The sequence below is a fragment of the Pseudomonas sp. GR 6-02 genome (genome assembly GCF_001655615.1).
Taxonomy (GTDB): domain Bacteria; phylum Pseudomonadota; class Gammaproteobacteria; order Pseudomonadales; family Pseudomonadaceae; genus Aquipseudomonas.
Genome location: NZ_CP011567.1, coordinates 1,360,599 through 1,375,509 on the forward strand (window position 1 = coordinate 1,360,599; position 14,911 = coordinate 1,375,509).

The window sequence follows — 14,911 nt, forward strand, 5'->3', positions numbered from 1 at the left end:
CCACCCACAATCAGCCTGGGTCGCTGACACTTGTAGGCAGATGCGCTTCATTCTGTAGCCGTTAGCGCTGCTATTCGAGAAGTCGGGAGGAGGACAACAAGCATATTACTGACCATGAACGTCAGTTATTACCCGATGAGGAGCATCGGGTAACAGCCGAGGAGAATTACGACTCTTGATGGTTAGCTAGTCATTAGGGTCATGCTTTTTTGGAGCTTGTGATTCTTTAAAATCGGTGGAGATAGAAATAAGTGCCAAAGAGATGAATTCTTGGTTTCGATCTATCGCTTGCAATGCACATCGGATGTTATCCGCTATTTCGGTAGCACCTCGTTGCGCTATCCAATTCGATAGTTCTTCTATAGCGGCCCCCAAAGCCAGTTGGTTCTCATTGATCTGCGTTAGCACTGAAGCAAATAGTTTTGTCTCGTCCATGATGGATTCCTTGCGATAGAGCTTTCAGGTTGTTGAGTGGGACTGGTTTTCGTAAGTACCCGGATTGAGGGCTTGTCGTACGTGCTCGCACGTCATATCCATGTCGGCATCGTGATATGACGATTTTATATACGATTCGACGTTACATCGTTCCAGCTTTTTTCCACCCCAAATACGCCGTCACCAACTCGGCCCCCAACTCTTGGGGCCGAGCATCCACCACCGGCACTCCATGAGCACTCAACCGCTCATGGAGCTGCGCCCGGTCATTCAAATAATCCACCGTCCCGCAATAGGCCAGCGCCTCAGGCAAGGTCTGCACCGGGGCGTGCCGTAGATTGTCGAGCAAGTCTTCACGCAGGCTCGCCACCAACACCCGATGCAGTTTGCTCAGGCGTTTGACCGCAGTCAGCAGTTCTTCATCGTCTTCATCCCGCAGGTTGGTCACCAGCACCACCAGTGCCCGGCGTTTTTGTCGAGCCAGTAGTTGCGTGACGGCGGCCTGGTAGTCGGCCGGGCGTTGGGTGCTGTCGAGGTCGTAGACGGTGTTGAGCAACACATTGAGCTGGCCTGTGCCCTTGACCGGGGCAAGGTAGTGCGGATGGTTGCTGGCGAAGGTGCTCAAGCCCACCGCGTCGCCCTGGCGCAACGCGATGTAGCTGAGCAGCAGGCAGGCATTGAGGGCGTGATCGAAATGCGCGAGCTCGCCGTCCTGGCTGCGCATGCGCCGGCCGCAATCGAGCATGAAGATGATTTGCTGGTCGCGCTCGTCCTGGTATTCACGGGCGATGGGGGTGCGTTGGCGGGCGGTGGCTTTCCAGTCGATCTGGCGCAGGCTGTCGCCTTCGCGGAATTCGCGCAGTTGATGGAATTCCAGGCCCAGGCCGCGACGTTGGCGCTGGCGTACGCCGAGTTGGCTGAGCCAGTTGTCTACCGCCAGCAACTGGCCGCCGTAGAGGCGGGCGAAGTCGGGGTAGACGCGGGTGGTGTCGGGTATGTTGAGCAGGCGTTTGTCGGACCACAAACCCATGGGGCTCGGCAGGTTGATTTCGCAGTATTCGAAGCTGAAATGGCCGCGCATGAGCGGGCGCAGGCGGTAGCTGATCTGGCTCTGTTGGCCGGGTTGCAGTTCGACCGAAAGGGGCAGGTTTTCGACGCTCAGGCCGTCGGGTACGTGGTCGAAGATCTGAATGTTCAGTGGCTGGGTAAAATCATGCTCGACCTCCAGTCGCACTTCGCTCCAGCGACCGAGTGCCAGGCTGCCGGGCATTTGTCGCTGGAGGCGCGGTGAGGGCAAACGCTTGAGGCGAATGGCGTCGAGTATCGCCAGGGCCAGCAGGGCCAGCAGTAATCCCCAGTTGATCGATAAAAGGCTAGATGGAACGGCGATGTCCAGCGCCCGTAAGGCGCCCAGCACGATGCCGATGGCTAGCAAGGCCGCAAGCCAGGCCAGTAGAAGCCGGGATGGTTTCATCGGCACACAGTTCCTGTGGCGAGGTAGCTTGCTCCCGCTCCAGTGCGCAGCGCTGGCAAGTTCTTCGCCCTATCAGAAATGTTGGGGCCGCTTCGCAGCCCAGCGGGAGCAAGCTCCCTCGCCACAGGGGTGGTCCGGATGGCCATGTTCACAGGCGTGGCGCCGGCACTTGGTCGAGCAGTTGCTTGAGCACCTGATCGACGTCCAGCCCTTCGATGTCCAGCTCCGGGGCAATCCGCACGCGGTGACGCAGTACCGCCAGGGCGCAACCTTTGATGTCGTCGGGAATCACGAACTCGCCCCCGCGCAACAAGGCGCGGGCGCGGGCGCAACGTGCCAGGGCGATGGAGGCGCGAGGCCCGGCGCCGAGAGTCAGGCCTGGCCAGGTGCGGGTGGTGCGGGCCAGGCGCACGGCGTAATCGAGCACCTGATCGTCCAGCGGCAGGTCACTGGCAATGCGCTGCAAGGCCAGCACGTCCTTGGCTTGCAACACGGTGCGCAGCGGTTGTACATCGAGCATGTCGGCGCGGGTCGAGCGGCTGACCTGACGCACCATGTCCAATTCCTGATCGGCCTCTGGGTAGTCCATGCGCACCTTGAGCATGAAGCGGTCGAGTTCGGCTTCGGGTAACGGGTAAGTGCCTTCCTGTTCGATGGGGTTTTGCGTGGCCAGCACCATGAACGGTTGCGCGATGGGCAAAGCGCGGCCTTCGAGGGTGACCTGGCGTTCCTGCATGGCTTCGAGCAACGCGGCCTGGGTTTTTGCCGGGGCGCGGTTGATTTCATCGGCCAGCAGCAGGTTGGTGAACAACGGGCCTTTGCGCAGTTTGAATTGCTCGGTTTGCAGGTCGTACACCGCATGCCCGGTGACGTCGCTGGGCATCAGGTCCGGGGTGAACTGGATGCGGGCGTATTCGCCACCGAAGCAACGGGCGAGGGCGCGCACCAGCAACGTCTTGCCCAACCCCGGCACGCCTTCGAGCAGCACATGGCCGCCGGCGATCAGGGCGGTGAGCACATCATCGATTACGGTGTTCTGGCCGATCACCGCTTTTTGCAACTCCGTTCTTATCGCCTGGGCCAACTGGCCGGCGCGCTGGCGCTGCTGGGCGGCGTGGGTCTGGGTGCCGGGCTCGATCTGTTCACTCATAAGGCGTTCCTCAAGGTTTGCAGGTGGGCGACCTGACGGCTGAATTCAGCGCTGGACAGCCGCTGTTTCGGTCGCGGGCTCATGGCCTGGCTGATGGCGCGTGTGGGGTGGCCGGTCAGGCGTGCGAGCACCAGCCATTGTTCGGCGACGCCGAGTTGTTCAAAACCGGGATGACGGTGGCGGACACGACGCAGGATGTCTTGCTGCAAGGCGTGCAACAGGCTGTGCTGACCGCTGCGGCGCAGCATGAAATCGGCGCTTGCGCGCAGGTGTTCCTGAAGATGCCGACGCGCCCTTGGGGCCGGCTCCAGCAAAGGGCCGCTGCGCACGCCAACGTGCCAGAAACCCAAAGCGATCAAGGCGATCAGGGCCACCAGGGCTTGGGGAAAGTAACGCCACAACAAGGTCAGCAGACTGTCGTGCTCGGTATTGAACAGCAGGGTCACATCGGTGTCGGCCGTCAGGTACCACAGCAGCCAGGCGTTGTCGTACTGGTTGATGGCCGGGGTTTTCCAGAGGTCGGCATCGGTGACCACGGTGATCGAACCCAGCCCGTGGCTCAGCTGCATCATGTGCGTGGCCTTGCCACTGTTGGCCCAGGCCTGGGCGAGGTTTTTCGGGTCGTCGAGGTGGAACGCGGTATCGAAGCTGAAGTAGGCCGGCGCCTCTTCGTTTTCCAGATAGAGCTTGGTCAGTTTGGGGTAGGGATCATCGCGCAGATCGGGAGGCGAGTCCTTGAGGTCTTTGCTCAGGAACTGGTGCAACTGCACCCGGTCGAGCAGCAGGTCATTGCTTTGGCCGGTCTTTTCATCCCACAGGGCTTCGGCGACGAATACCAGGCGCCCACCGGCCCGGGTCCAGTTCAACACCTGATCCACCTGGCGCGGCGACATGTTCGAGCGGTCGCCGAGCAACAACAGGCTGTGCTGACGCGGTTCGAGGGTCGGCAGGATGTCGAGGCTGTTGGCGTGGCTGACGGTCAGGCCCTGTTTGCGCAGAAAATGCTCGGCGGCCAGGTAGGGATTGGCCTGGGCTTCAGGGGACGGGCCGTGTTCGATTTGTACCTGATAGGGTGTGGCCTTGAAATACAGGTAAACACTCAGCGCACCCAAGAGCACGACGATGAACACGCCGACCGCCAGCCATGCCCTGCGATTCAACGGACCGCTCCGGGGCCGAACAATGCGCGCCAGCCGTCACACAGTTCCTGTTGCAAATGCGCCGGTGGCAGGCGATGCCCGTAGGCCATGTTCTGCCAGTGTGCGGTCAGGCTTTTACTGAAGGCCAGCAACGCCGGTTGCTTCAAATGTTCAACGCGCTGAAGCACTTCGCCTTCGGTGTCGGCGGGCTTGAGCGTCATGTCGAAGTCGTTCAACAAGTGGCTGAGCAAGGCGCGATAGAGCAAGCCAAGGGCTTCACGCGGGTTGGTTTGCCAGAGGCTTTCGGCGCTGGCCGCGATATCGGCGGGCAGGGTTTCGCGGTTGAGGTCCAGGCCGAATGCCTGCTGCGGCAATGGTCGCGTCACTTTTCGGTTGAGCGCTGGCCGGCGGCTGACGAACGCCTGCAACCAGTCGCGGTAACGCCAGATCAACAGGCCAATGGCGCCGATCACCGCGCCCCACAGCAACACCTCGATCAGGTTGGCCAATGCGCCGAAACGTTGGCTGTCGAGCAAACCGAACAGCGCTTTCAGCCAGGCGGGTGTTTGACCACCGTGCGCGGTATCGTCGGCGGGCTTGTCTTCGCCGAACCGATAGCGGGTCACCGTTTCCTTGTTCTTGAACGGTGGCTGATCGAGGATGGCCTTGATGCTGTCTCGGGATGCCTGACTGGTCAGCGGTTGCTCCAGCAGACGCGGGCTGTCCGGTGACATGCCCGGTTCGGCGGCCCAGACGCTTTGCCCCGTCGGCACCAGCACACACGCCGCCAGCAGCAGCGTGATGACTGCGCTGCTCAGGCGTTGGCGCAAGCGGCGGAACACCAGTTCGATGTCCCAGGCTTCCAGCCGTGTGCGCCGGTTCAGGTAAAGGCTGAAACCACAGGCGACATAAATCGGTTCCCAGACCACCAGCACCAGGGCGTAAAAAGCATTGGTCAGGTGTTCCAGCCAGCGCCAGTCTTGTGTGGCGGCGGCAATCAAGGTCTGCCAGCCCCAGTCGAGTTCGACCTGCAGCGGCAAGAGCATGTAGAACAGCACCATCAGGCCGATCCACAACGCGGTTTCCAGGTGCACGCCGATGATTGTCAGCCATTGCGCGGCACCGGCATTGCGCTGCAACAGCACGCGTAAACGCTGTTGTCGTGCTTCGCCCTCCAGGCCTTCGAGTTGTACCACCGGCATCAGAAAGCTGCGGCTCAGGCTCAGGCGGCGCCAGGTCAGGCTGGCCAGCAGTTGCGGCGGGAGCAGGCGCGGCCATTGGCGCAGGGCCTGTTTCAGCGTGGGTGTTTCGCCGAACATGGCTTTGGACAGGATGTACAGCGGCAGCCGATCGAACGCCGGTTTGAGCCACCAGAACAGGAACAGGGCGAGGGAGGGCGACTCCCACAGCATCAGGCTGAGCAAGGTAAAAATCGGTAGGGTCACGATCGCCCAACTGGTCATCAACAGGCGTCGATGGCGCTGACTCAGCAGCACCCCCAGGTCCATGGCTTCCCAGTTTGTGCGTGGGCGAATCACTGCACTGGCGTCACTCAGGCGCATGGCGGGTCCGTCCGGCAAACAGCAGATAAGTCGCGACCAACACCCAGAGCGCTGCGCCGACCAGGTATTTGGTCAGCGGCGTGACTCCGGTCCGCGACGACCAGTAGGCTTCTATAAACGCTGCAATCAACAAAAACAGCATGACCCCGCAAATCAGCAACACGCTCTTGCTCGCCGCCACTCGCAGGGCTTCGGCGCGGGGCAAACGTCCCGGCGCGATCAACGCCCAGCCCAGTTGCAGGCCGGCGGCACCGGCCAGGGCAATGGCGCTCAGTTCGAAGGCGCCGTGCCCGATCACGAATGACCAGAAGGTTTGCCCGTAGCCGATGTGCGTCAGGTGCCCGGCCACCGCACCGATCATCAAGCCGTTGAAGAACAGGAAAAACGCGCTGCCCAGACCAAACAGCAAACCGCTGGCGAAGGTCTGAAACGCGATGCCGATGTTGTGCATGATGTAGTAACCGAACATCTCCCAGTCTTCACTGGCCGCCCGTTCTGCCAAGCGCCCCAGATGACCGGCGACGGGGTCGTACATGCTTTGCATCTCACTGACCTGCTCGGCCGGGATCAGGTTGTAGACCAGTTCCGGGAACAGATACACCAGCAGCCCGATGCCAATCAGGCTGCCAAAAAATATCAGGCTGGCGGCAAGCACGAAGGGCCATTGTTCGCGCACCAGACGCGGGAAGTCGGCAAGGATGAAGCTCAGTACGTTGGCCCTCAGCCAACTGCGATGCCGATAAAGCTGTTGATGCCCGCGCAGCACTTGTTGCTGTAACGAGTCGACCAAAAAGCTGCTGTAACCACGCTCCTGAGCCAGGGCCAGGTGTTGGCAGAGCCGTCGATAGTCGCTGGGGAAGCTGGCGACTCGCGAGGTTTCCTTGCCGCGTTCCAGCCGTTCGAGCATGAGTGCAAACTGCTCCCATTCGGTCTTGTGGCGGCTTTCGAATAGGCTTTGCTTCATGTCGGGCCCAACAGTCCGCGGGCGATGCCGTTGAGTTCGGCCACGGCCTGCGGCGCTGAAACGTGCAGCGGTTGCGCGAGTATCGAGGCGAGTTCACCTGCCCGCGCCTCGGAGAGTTCACCCTGGCGCTCGGCAAACCCGAGGATGGCGCGTTGCTCGGTCAGCGTCAGCGCGAAAGCGGCACGCCGCGGCGGGGCATCGGGTAACTGCGGTCGGGTGAGCGGTTGTTCGCGGTAGATCACCAGCGTGCCGGCGGCCAGGTCGCCGAGGCGTTTGAAGGTGGGATGTTGCAGGCAACTGATCGCCCCGAGGAAGTAGCCGAACGGCAACATGTCGACAAATCGCAACAGGTTGCGCAGCAAGGACGCGGACCAGCCGATCGGGGTGCCATCGTCGTGCACCACGCGCAATCCCATCCATTGCTTGCCCGGCGAGCGCCCCTGATTGAGCACCTCGAACAGCACCATGTACCACCAGCTCACCACGAACAGCAAAATCGAGCCAAGCCCCGCGCCGAGTTTGCCGAGGAACGCCAGCACCATGAACAGCAGGCCCAGGATCAACCCGCGCAGGCCCAGGTCGATGGTGAACGCCAGCGCACGGACCATCAACCCGGCCGGGCGCAGTGGCAAGTCGATGCCTTCGGGCGTTTCGACCTGATACCACGTGTCCAGTGGCGGGGCCAGCGTTGCTTTCCGTGGCAGTGCTGTGGTCTCGAGCATGGGCAACCTTGCTGTGGCCGGTTTGCGATTCGATGTCCGTTCGATGCTAGCAGCCTCTCGGGGGGAAACGACATAACTATGTATTGCACGGTATGCGGCCGGAGGTGATTGAATGACAACATTTCTGGTCGGGGCAGCCTGTGTGCGCCTAGACTTCGCCGGTCTTCTGTTCAGGAACAACCCGTGACCTCGATCTTCTGGTACGACTACGAAACCACTGGCATCAACCCCCGTTGCGACCGTCCGTTGCAAGTGGCGGGGATTCGCACCGACTTCGATCTCAATGAAATAGACGAGCCGGTCAATCTCTACTGCCAGCCCAGTGACGACATCCTGCCGCATCCGGCGGCTTGCGCGATCACCGGTATCACGCCTGGCCTTCTGGCCGAGCAAGGTTTGAGCGAAGCCGATTTCATGACACGGGTTCATGCCCAGCTCGCCCTGCCCGGCACTTGTGGGGCAGGGTACAACACGCTGCGTTTCGACGACGAGATGACCCGTTACAGCCTGTATCGAAACTTTTTCGACCCCTACGCACGGGAGTGGCAGGGCGGCAACAGCCGCTGGGACCTGATCGACATCGTGCGCGCGGCTTATGCGTTGCGTCCCGATGGCTTCGTCTGGCCCACGGATGACGAAGGGCGGGTGACGCTCAAGCTCGAACGCCTGACCGCCGCCAATGGCATCGATCACGGAAATGCCCACGAGGCGCTATCGGATGTTCGCGCCACAATCGCCCTGGCGCGTCTGATTCGTGAAAAACAGCCGAAGTTGTATGACTGGCTGTTTCAGTTGCGCAGCAAACAAAAGGTGATGGACCAGATTCGGCTGTTGCAGCCGATGGTGCACATTTCCGGGCGCTTTTCGGCGGCCCGCCATTATGTCGGCGTGGTACTGCCACTGGCCTGGCATCCACGCAATCGCAACGCGCTGATTGTCTGTGACCTGCACCTGGACCCTCAGGGGCTGCTCGATCTGGATACCGAAACCTTGCGTCAGCGGCTTTATACACGCCGTGACGATCTGGCCGAAGGCGAACTGCCCGTGCCGCTCAAGCTCATACACATCAACAAGTGCCCGGTCGTGGCGCCGTTATCGGTACTTCGTCCCGAAGATCAGCAACGTTTGGGGCTGGACATGGCGCTCTATCAGGAACGGGCGCTGCGGCTAAGTGCCGCACAACAACTTTGGCAAGATAAAGTCTCGGGAGTTTATGCCCGCGAGGATTTCGCCGCGAGCCTGGACCCCGAGCAACAGTTATACGACGGTTTTATCGGCGATCGGGATCGGCGTCTATGTGAGCAAGTCAGAGCCGCCGACCCTGCGCAATTAGCACAAGAGCAGTGGCCTTTCGATGATGAACGTTTGCCCGAATTATTGTTTCGTTATCGCGCACGCAACTTTCCGGATACGTTGAGCCCGGAAGAGCAAGAACGCTGGCGAATATTTTGTCAGCAGCGTTTGTCCGTGCCGGAGTGGGGCGCTCCCAATACGCTGGAAAGTTTTCTGACAGCTGCCGCCCAATTGACGATTAGTCCTACATCGTTTCAGCAAGAGGTTCTGGATGAATGGCAGATTCATGTCCAGGCATTACGCAAACGTTTGAATATTTGAAAACGAAAATGACTTGCGATTGAATTCCGGGCATAAAAAAACGCCAGCATTTGCTGGCGTTCTTTTGGTCGCGGATCAGTCTGCGACGCGCTTGCGGCTTAGCCCAGCAGGGTAGCCCAGCCTTCAACCACGTCACCGCCCCACTTGGCTTTCCACTCTTTCAGAGTTTTGTGGTTGCCACCTTTGGTTTCGATGACTTCGCCGTTGTGCGGGTTTTTGTATTGTTTAACTTTGCGAGCACGCTTGGTGCCAGTAGTTTTTACTGCGCCGCCACGTGGAGCCTTGGTTTTGGACTCTGGATCCAATAGGGCAATGATGTCACGCAGGGATTTGGAGTATTCGCCCATCAGGGTGCGCAATTTGCCTTCGAATTCCAGCTCGGTTTGCAGTTTGTCGTCTTGGGACAGGTTCTTCAAACGGGCTTGCAGCTCTTTGATAGCTTCTTCGGTGGCGCGATATTCGTTGATCAAGGACATGAGGACTACCTTATGTTGGCGCTGGATGACAGGGTGACAGTGCGACAATAATAGTCAGGGTGTTTCATCAAGTAAACATTTAACCGAAGTTTTACTTAAATTAGTTGCGGTGAATAGGACACACATTGGAGAGACAGTTAAATAGCGTCACAAATATTCACAGTTAACCTCTTGAAGGCTGGCTACAAGAGCACCATGCACTGGCGTATGGCACCGCCGGAACCTGTGCCGATGACCGCAATCCGCAGCCGCGCGTCATCAATACTGCAGTTTTGCTGCGCAATCGCTAGAATGGCGGCCTTTGCGAAGTTCTGGAGTTTCCCCCTCATGCGCACTTTTCGGCTGGTGATTGCTTGCCCGGACCGCGTCGGTATCGTTGCTAAAGTCAGTAACTTTCTGGCGTCACATAACGGCTGGATCACTGAAGCGAGCCATCACTCGGACAATCAGAGTGGCTGGTTCTTCATGCGTCACGAAATTCGTGCCGATTCGCTGCCTTTCGGTATCGAAGCCTTTCGCGAAGCGTTTGCACCGATTGCCCAAGAGTTCTCGATGGACTGGCGCATCACCGACACCGAGCAGAAGAAGCGCGTGGTGTTGATGGCCAGCCGTGAGTCCCATTGCCTGGCTGACTTGTTGCACCGCTGGCACAGCGACGAACTGGACTGCGAAATCGCCTGCGTGATTTCCAACCATGACGATTTGCGCAGCATGGTCGAGTGGCACGGTATTCCTTACTACCATGTACCGGTCAACCCGCAGGACAAGGAACCGGCCTTCGCCGAAGTCTCGCGCCTGGTCAAACAGCACGACGCCGAAGTGGTGGTACTTGCCCGTTACATGCAGATTCTGCCGCCTGACTTGTGCAGCGAATATGCCCACAAAGTCATCAACATTCACCACAGCTTCCTGCCGTCGTTCGTCGGCGCCAAGCCGTATCATCAGGCTTCGATGCGCGGTGTGAAGTTGATCGGTGCCACTTGCCACTATGTCACCGAAGAGCTGGACGCCGGTCCGATCATCGAGCAGGACGTGGTGCGTGTCAGCCACAGCGACAGTATTGAAGACATGGTGCGCTTCGGTCGTGACGTCGAGAAAATGGTGCTGGCCCGTGGTCTGCGTTATCACCTGGAAGACCGGGTGTTGGTGCACGGCAACAAGACCGTCGTGTTCTGACAACCATACGGTTGAAATCCGAAGGGCCTGGGCGTTCAATCGCTTCAGGCCCTTCGCCGTTTCTGCACCGAGGACATGACCATGGCCGATCCGCTGGATAAAGCCGTTTCCAAGGCGCCCGCCACATTGGGCGAGGGCTGTTTGAGCCGCTACGATCCGGACGACCTGAGCCCCGAAGACGGCACGGAGTTTCCCGGCGCCGCCGAGTTGTGGGAGCAGTTGCAGGACGATTCTGAAGATACAGCCGGTGGTGCCTGAAAAGCCCCTGTGGCGATCTTTAAGCTTGCTTGAACTTCATCAACTTCTTCAGCAATGGCCGCCCGAGCATCAGCAGAAACACCGGGCCACCGACCACCAGATAGAAGTAATAAGTCACCGTCCGCCAGATCAGAATCGCTGCCGCCGCGGTGGATTTCCCCACCATCGGCGCCAGCAGCGCCGCCGATGTCAGTTCCGCCGCCCCGGCACCGCCCGGCAACAGACTGAACTGCCCCGCACTCAATGACAGCATCTGGATCAGAAAGCACCAGGCCCATTGCAAGTCCACGCCCAGCCCGCGTAACGCCAGATACAGCACGCTATACCGCAAGACCCAATGCAGGCAGGTCAGGGCAAACACCGTGATCAATGTTTGAAAGGGTAACTTCAGTGTGTCGGTGAACGCCGCCAGGAAGTGCAGGAGCTTTCGCGCCCAACGAAGCCGGGTCGCTTCCTTGACATTGAAACGGGCGAGCAACCGACCACTCAGGCGAATCAGCGAACGGTGGCAGCGAGCCATCAATACACAGCTGAACAGCCCGCCGAACAACGAGATGGCGCTGACCGTCAGCATCCATTCCAGGCGCTGACTGAGGTGCTGGAACAGTGCATAAATCAGAATCGCGCTCAGCGCGCAGAGAAAAAACAGCAAGTCGCTCAACTGGTCCATGGCGAACACGGCGCTGCCCCTGGCCGGCCGCACGCCGTGGCGCGCCAACAGGGCCATGATGGTCAGCGGTCCACCACTGCCGCCGGGGGTGGCGCAGTAGGCGAACTCGGCGGACATCACCACCCCGAGGCTTTTGAGTCGGCTCACCTTGTCACGCTGATCGCCCAGCAACAGGCGCAAGCGCAGGGTGTTGAGCACCCAGCACAACAGGATCATGCCGAACATGATCAGCAGCCATTCCAGCGGGAAGCGTTGCAACCGCGACCATGTCTCGCCGCCGCCCAGCAACGACGGGATGAGCACCGCAGCGAGCAGCGCGATGACCAGCAGAATTCCCCGGCTCATGCTGCGCGACCGATGGGGTCGCGTTGCAGTTTCAACCAACCGGCCTTGGTCATCGGCACACGGCCCTCGTCGAGCAAGCGCTTGAGCGTTTGCAGCCAATATTGACGCGAGAACTCATGTCGCATGTCCACCGGGTGCAGGCCGAGACGAATCACCGGCGCCTGGCGCCAGCGCTGTTCGCGCTGATCGCTGACGATTTTCGACAGGCCACGGCGCCAGGCGCTGCGTGCGCTCCAGACCAGGCCTGGGGCGTCGATCGCAGTGAAATCCGGCAGACGATACAGGTGCTGCGAATCGCTGGTGTAGCGCAGCGGTAACTGACGCAACGCCTGACGGGTGCCTTCGCTCATCAGCCAGGCGGGGGCGACAAAGCCTTCGAGCGGCCAGTTGTAGCGATGGAATACCTCGATTCCGGCGCGCAGGCGGGCGAGGGCGGCGTCTAGAGGCAGGTCATAGAACTCGCCTTCATGGGTATAGATCCTGCGCATGAACCAGTCTCGGGGAGTGGTGGGAATCGGCCCTTCATCGCAATGGTAGTAACCGTGCAGTACCAGTTCGTCGCCGCGAGCGACGCGACGGCTCAGCAAACGTCGAAACTCCGGATGTGCGTCAAGGTCGTCATGTTTGTGGAAATTCGGCACCACCAGCCAGGTCATCGGCACTGTACCCAGTGCGTCGACGGCTTCGACGAAGGCCTGGTAATCGGGCCAGGTCTGCGGTGCAACGTCGTGTAGCACCAACAACAGACTGGGTGTGTTCATGGGCTCAGCCATTGGCGATCAGCGGCCATTGCGTGCCGAGTACGGCGTGATAGTGCCCCAGCAGGCTGTGGACCACGGTGTCCCAGGCGTAATGTTGCTCGACATGCCGTCGGGCCTGTTTGCCCAACGCGGCGCTGCCTTGGCTGAACAGTTCGCGAACGGTGTTGGCCATCGCCACTGGATTGTTCGGCGCGCAGAGCAAGCCGCATTGATCGGTGACAATCTCCTGGAAAGCCCCGGCCGCCACGGCCACCACGGGAATGCCACTGGCCATGGCTTCGAGAACCACCAGGCCAAAGGTTTCCTGGTCGCCGGCATGCACCAGCGCGTCGGCGCTGGCCATCAGGCGTGCGACTTGCGCTGCCGGGCAGAATTCATCGAGGACGGTGACATTGCGCGGCACCAGGGTCGGCATCGACGAGCCCACCAGCAGCAAGTGGTAGCGACGCCCCAGGCGTTTCATGCAGTTGAGCAGCACCGGCAGGTTTTTTTCCTTGGAGCCGCGGCCGGCGAAGATCAGCAGGTGAGTGTTTTCATCGATGCCCAATTCGGCCCGCAGGCCTGGATCCCGAACGCTGGGGTTGAACGTTTGCAGGTCGACGCCCAAGGGCTGTACGAAAACGTTCTTCACCCCCAACCCGATCAGTTTGTCGGCCATGACCTGGCTTGGCGCCAGAACCCGGTCGAAGTTGCCGTAGAGCTTGCTGACATAAGCCTCGACATTGGGTGTAACCCAGTTGCCCATGCGATTGCTGACCAGCATCGGCAGGTCGGAGTGATAAAAACCGATTACCGGCACATCGAGTTGGCGCTTGGCGTCCAAAGCGGCCCAGGCGGTCAGGTAAGGGTCGCCGACTTCAATCAGATCGGGTTGTAAATCTCGCAGAACATTGCGCCACGGCCCGAGACGGAGGGGGAAGCGATAACCCTTGCCGAAGGGCAGGGCGGGGGCCGGAACCGTATAGACACCATCCTGTTCACTCAAATGCGCCCCTGGGATCAGCAGGCTATGGCAAATGCCGGGTTTGATGCCCAAACGACGGTGCTTGGCATCCAGATACGTGCGCACGCCACCGCTGGCAGGGGCGTAGAACATGGTTATGTCAGCGATATGCACGATGAACATCCCTCCGGGTTCGATGTGCTCCCTTTGGTTGACCTATATGAAGGATAGATGTTCGGTTGGGTTTTGCGGCGATGCCGAGGGCTTTGGACTGTTGTGTGGCGAGGGAGCGTGCTCCCGCTCGGCTGCGAAGCAGTCGTAGAATCAGCTGGTGTGTTCAATCTGACACACCTTCAATCCCGATTTTTGGGTCGCTTTGCGACCCAGCGGGAGCAAGCTCCCTCGCCACAGCGTCTGTGATCAGACGCTAGATACGGAAACTGCCTACCAATTGCTTCAATCGAGAAGCCTGTTGCTCAAGGTCCGAGCACGCCCGCAGGGTCGATTGCAGGTTTTCCACGCCTTCCTGGTTCAGCGTGTTGATCTCGGTGATGTCCACGTTGATCGACTCCACCACCGCCGTCTGTTCCTCGGTCGCCGTGGCCACCGACTGGTTCATGCCGTCGATTTCGCCGATGCGCAACGTCACGCTGTTCAGGCGCTCGCCCGCCAGGTTGGCGATTTCCACGCTGTCCTGGCTGTGGCGCTGGCTGTCGCTCATGGTGCTGACGGATTCACGGGCGCCGACTTGCAGCTCCTCGATCATGGTCTGCACCTGTTGCGCCGACTCCTGTGTGCGGTGCGCCAGGTTGCGTACCTCGTCGGCCACCACGGCAAAACCGCGCCCGGCTTCACCGGCCCGCGCTGCTTCGATGGCGGCGTTGAGCGCCAGCAGGTTGGTTTGCTGGGAAATGCTGGTGATCACTTCGAGAATCTGCCCGATGTTCACGGTTTTGCTGTTCAGCGATTCGATGTTGGTGCTCGAAGCGCTGAGCATGCTCGACAGCTGATTCATCGCGGCAATGCTGCGATCCACCACTTGCTGGCCGTCTTCGGCCAGGCTGCGGGCATCACTGGCCTGATTCGATGCCTGGGCGGCGTTACGGGCGATTTCCTGAGCCGCGGCGCCGAGCTGGTTGATGGCCGCGGCGACGCTGCTGGTGCGCGAAGCTTGCTGGTCGGAGTTGAACATCGACGAGTTCGAGGCCGCCACCACCCGCAA

Annotated in this window: 15 protein-coding genes; 3 read left to right on the plus strand and 12 right to left on the minus strand. The window is 60.2% G+C overall.

The window, feature by feature from the left end:
• Positions 1-186: 186 nt before the first annotated feature.
• From PGR6_RS05840 to PGR6_RS05870, 7 genes are all read right to left on the minus strand, one after another.
• Positions 187-435, minus strand: a complete 249-nt coding sequence (locus PGR6_RS05840; RefSeq protein WP_064616337.1) for a hypothetical protein — start codon at positions 433-435, stop codon at positions 187-189.
• 142 nt (positions 436-577) lie between these two features.
• Positions 578-1,909 carry a DUF58 domain-containing protein gene (locus PGR6_RS05845; protein WP_064616338.1) on the minus strand — a complete coding sequence of 444 codons (1,332 nt, stop codon included), beginning with the start codon at positions 1,907-1,909 and terminating at the stop codon, positions 578-580.
• A gap of 148 nt (positions 1,910-2,057) precedes the next feature.
• Positions 2,058-3,059, minus strand: coding sequence for an AAA family ATPase (locus PGR6_RS05850; protein WP_064616339.1), 1,002 nt, complete (start codon positions 3,057-3,059; stop codon positions 2,058-2,060).
• On the minus strand, positions 3,056-4,219 hold the full coding sequence (locus tag PGR6_RS05855; protein WP_064616340.1) for a DUF4350 domain-containing protein: 1,164 nt from the start codon (positions 4,217-4,219) through the stop codon (positions 3,056-3,058). Before PGR6_RS05855 ends, PGR6_RS05850 begins: the two co-directional genes overlap by 4 nt.
• Entirely contained in the window at positions 4,216-5,760 is a 1,545-nt protein-coding gene (locus PGR6_RS05860) for a DUF4129 domain-containing protein (protein WP_064616341.1), read from the minus strand. The genes PGR6_RS05855 and PGR6_RS05860 overlap by 4 nt, the downstream gene beginning before the upstream one ends.
• Positions 5,747-6,724, minus strand: a complete 978-nt coding sequence (locus PGR6_RS05865; protein ID WP_064616342.1) for a stage II sporulation protein M — start codon at positions 6,722-6,724, stop codon at positions 5,747-5,749. Before PGR6_RS05865 ends, PGR6_RS05860 begins: the two co-directional genes overlap by 14 nt.
• Entirely contained in the window at positions 6,721-7,446 is a 726-nt protein-coding gene (locus PGR6_RS05870; RefSeq protein WP_064616343.1) for an RDD family protein, read from the minus strand. The genes PGR6_RS05865 and PGR6_RS05870 overlap by 4 nt, the downstream gene beginning before the upstream one ends.
• 183 nt (positions 7,447-7,629) lie before the next feature.
• On the opposite strand from PGR6_RS05870, the gene sbcB reads away from it, so the two are divergent.
• Complete coding sequence (gene sbcB, locus PGR6_RS05875; protein ID WP_064616344.1) at positions 7,630-9,060, plus strand: exodeoxyribonuclease I; 1,431 nt, start codon at positions 7,630-7,632, stop codon at positions 9,058-9,060.
• A 98-nt stretch (positions 9,061-9,158) separates the two neighbouring features.
• Here the strand turns inward: sbcB and mvaT are convergent, their stop codons facing one another.
• A complete protein-coding gene (gene mvaT / locus PGR6_RS05880; RefSeq protein WP_007933316.1) occupies positions 9,159-9,536 on the minus strand; it encodes a histone-like nucleoid-structuring protein MvaT in 378 nt (125 codons plus the stop codon).
• Between the two features lie 327 nt (positions 9,537-9,863).
• On the opposite strand from mvaT, the gene purU reads away from it, so the two are divergent.
• The gene (gene purU / locus PGR6_RS05885) at positions 9,864-10,712 is read left to right on the plus strand and encodes a formyltetrahydrofolate deformylase (protein WP_018926525.1); all 849 of its coding nucleotides are present in this window, start codon (positions 9,864-9,866) and stop codon (positions 10,710-10,712) included.
• Positions 10,713-10,793: 81 nt separating this feature from the next.
• Positions 10,794-10,970 carry a hypothetical protein gene (locus PGR6_RS30120; protein ID WP_173861182.1) on the plus strand — a complete coding sequence of 59 codons (177 nt, stop codon included), beginning with the start codon at positions 10,794-10,796 and terminating at the stop codon, positions 10,968-10,970.
• Between the two features lie 19 nt (positions 10,971-10,989).
• Here PGR6_RS30120 and PGR6_RS05890 read toward each other — a convergent pair whose 3' ends face one another.
• The 4 genes from PGR6_RS05890 to PGR6_RS30685 all read right to left on the minus strand — a co-directional run bounded on the left by PGR6_RS05890 (position 10,990) and on the right by PGR6_RS30685 (position 14,881).
• The gene (locus tag PGR6_RS05890) at positions 10,990-11,985 is read right to left on the minus strand and encodes a lysylphosphatidylglycerol synthase transmembrane domain-containing protein (protein ID WP_064616345.1); all 996 of its coding nucleotides are present in this window, start codon (positions 11,983-11,985) and stop codon (positions 10,990-10,992) included.
• On the minus strand, positions 11,982-12,758 hold the full coding sequence (locus tag PGR6_RS05895; protein WP_064616346.1) for a DUF2334 domain-containing protein: 777 nt from the start codon (positions 12,756-12,758) through the stop codon (positions 11,982-11,984). Before PGR6_RS05895 ends, PGR6_RS05890 begins: the two co-directional genes overlap by 4 nt.
• A complete protein-coding gene (locus PGR6_RS05900; protein ID WP_018926521.1) occupies positions 12,751-13,872 on the minus strand; it encodes a glycosyltransferase family 4 protein in 1,122 nt (373 codons plus the stop codon). The genes PGR6_RS05895 and PGR6_RS05900 overlap by 8 nt, the downstream gene beginning before the upstream one ends.
• 244 nt (positions 13,873-14,116) lie before the next feature.
• Positions 14,117-14,881, minus strand: a complete 765-nt coding sequence (locus PGR6_RS30685) for a methyl-accepting chemotaxis protein (protein ID WP_425439644.1) — start codon at positions 14,879-14,881, stop codon at positions 14,117-14,119.
• Between the last annotated feature and the right edge of the window lie 30 nt (positions 14,882-14,911).

Excerpts from the sequence above, each read along its gene's own strand:
- PGR6_RS30685 (WP_425439644.1), bottom strand. The coding sequence starts at position 14,881 with ATGTTCAACTCCGACCAGCAAGCTTCGCGCACCAGCAGCGTCGCCGCG.
- PGR6_RS05845 (WP_064616338.1), bottom strand. The coding sequence starts at position 1,909 with ATGAAACCATCCCGGCTTCTACTGGCCTGGCTTGCGGCCTTGCTAGCC.
- purU (WP_018926525.1), top strand. The coding sequence starts at position 9,864 with ATGCGCACTTTTCGGCTGGTGATTGCTTGCCCGGACCGCGTCGGTATC.
- PGR6_RS05850 (WP_064616339.1), bottom strand. The coding sequence starts at position 3,059 with ATGAGTGAACAGATCGAGCCCGGCACCCAGACCCACGCCGCCCAGCAG.
- PGR6_RS05890 (WP_064616345.1), bottom strand. The coding sequence starts at position 11,985 with ATGAGCCGGGGAATTCTGCTGGTCATCGCGCTGCTCGCTGCGGTGCTC.
- PGR6_RS05895 (WP_064616346.1), bottom strand. The coding sequence starts at position 12,758 with ATGGCTGAGCCCATGAACACACCCAGTCTGTTGTTGGTGCTACACGAC.
- PGR6_RS05900 (WP_018926521.1), bottom strand. The coding sequence starts at position 13,872 with ATGTTCATCGTGCATATCGCTGACATAACCATGTTCTACGCCCCTGCC.
- mvaT (WP_007933316.1), bottom strand. The coding sequence starts at position 9,536 with ATGTCCTTGATCAACGAATATCGCGCCACCGAAGAAGCTATCAAAGAG.
- PGR6_RS05870 (WP_064616343.1), bottom strand. The coding sequence starts at position 7,446 with ATGCTCGAGACCACAGCACTGCCACGGAAAGCAACGCTGGCCCCGCCA.
- PGR6_RS05865 (WP_064616342.1), bottom strand. The coding sequence starts at position 6,724 with ATGAAGCAAAGCCTATTCGAAAGCCGCCACAAGACCGAATGGGAGCAG.
- PGR6_RS05860 (WP_064616341.1), bottom strand. The coding sequence starts at position 5,760 with ATGCGCCTGAGTGACGCCAGTGCAGTGATTCGCCCACGCACAAACTGG.
- PGR6_RS30120 (WP_173861182.1), top strand. The coding sequence starts at position 10,794 with ATGGCCGATCCGCTGGATAAAGCCGTTTCCAAGGCGCCCGCCACATTG.
- PGR6_RS05840 (WP_064616337.1), bottom strand. The coding sequence starts at position 435 with ATGGACGAGACAAAACTATTTGCTTCAGTGCTAACGCAGATCAATGAG.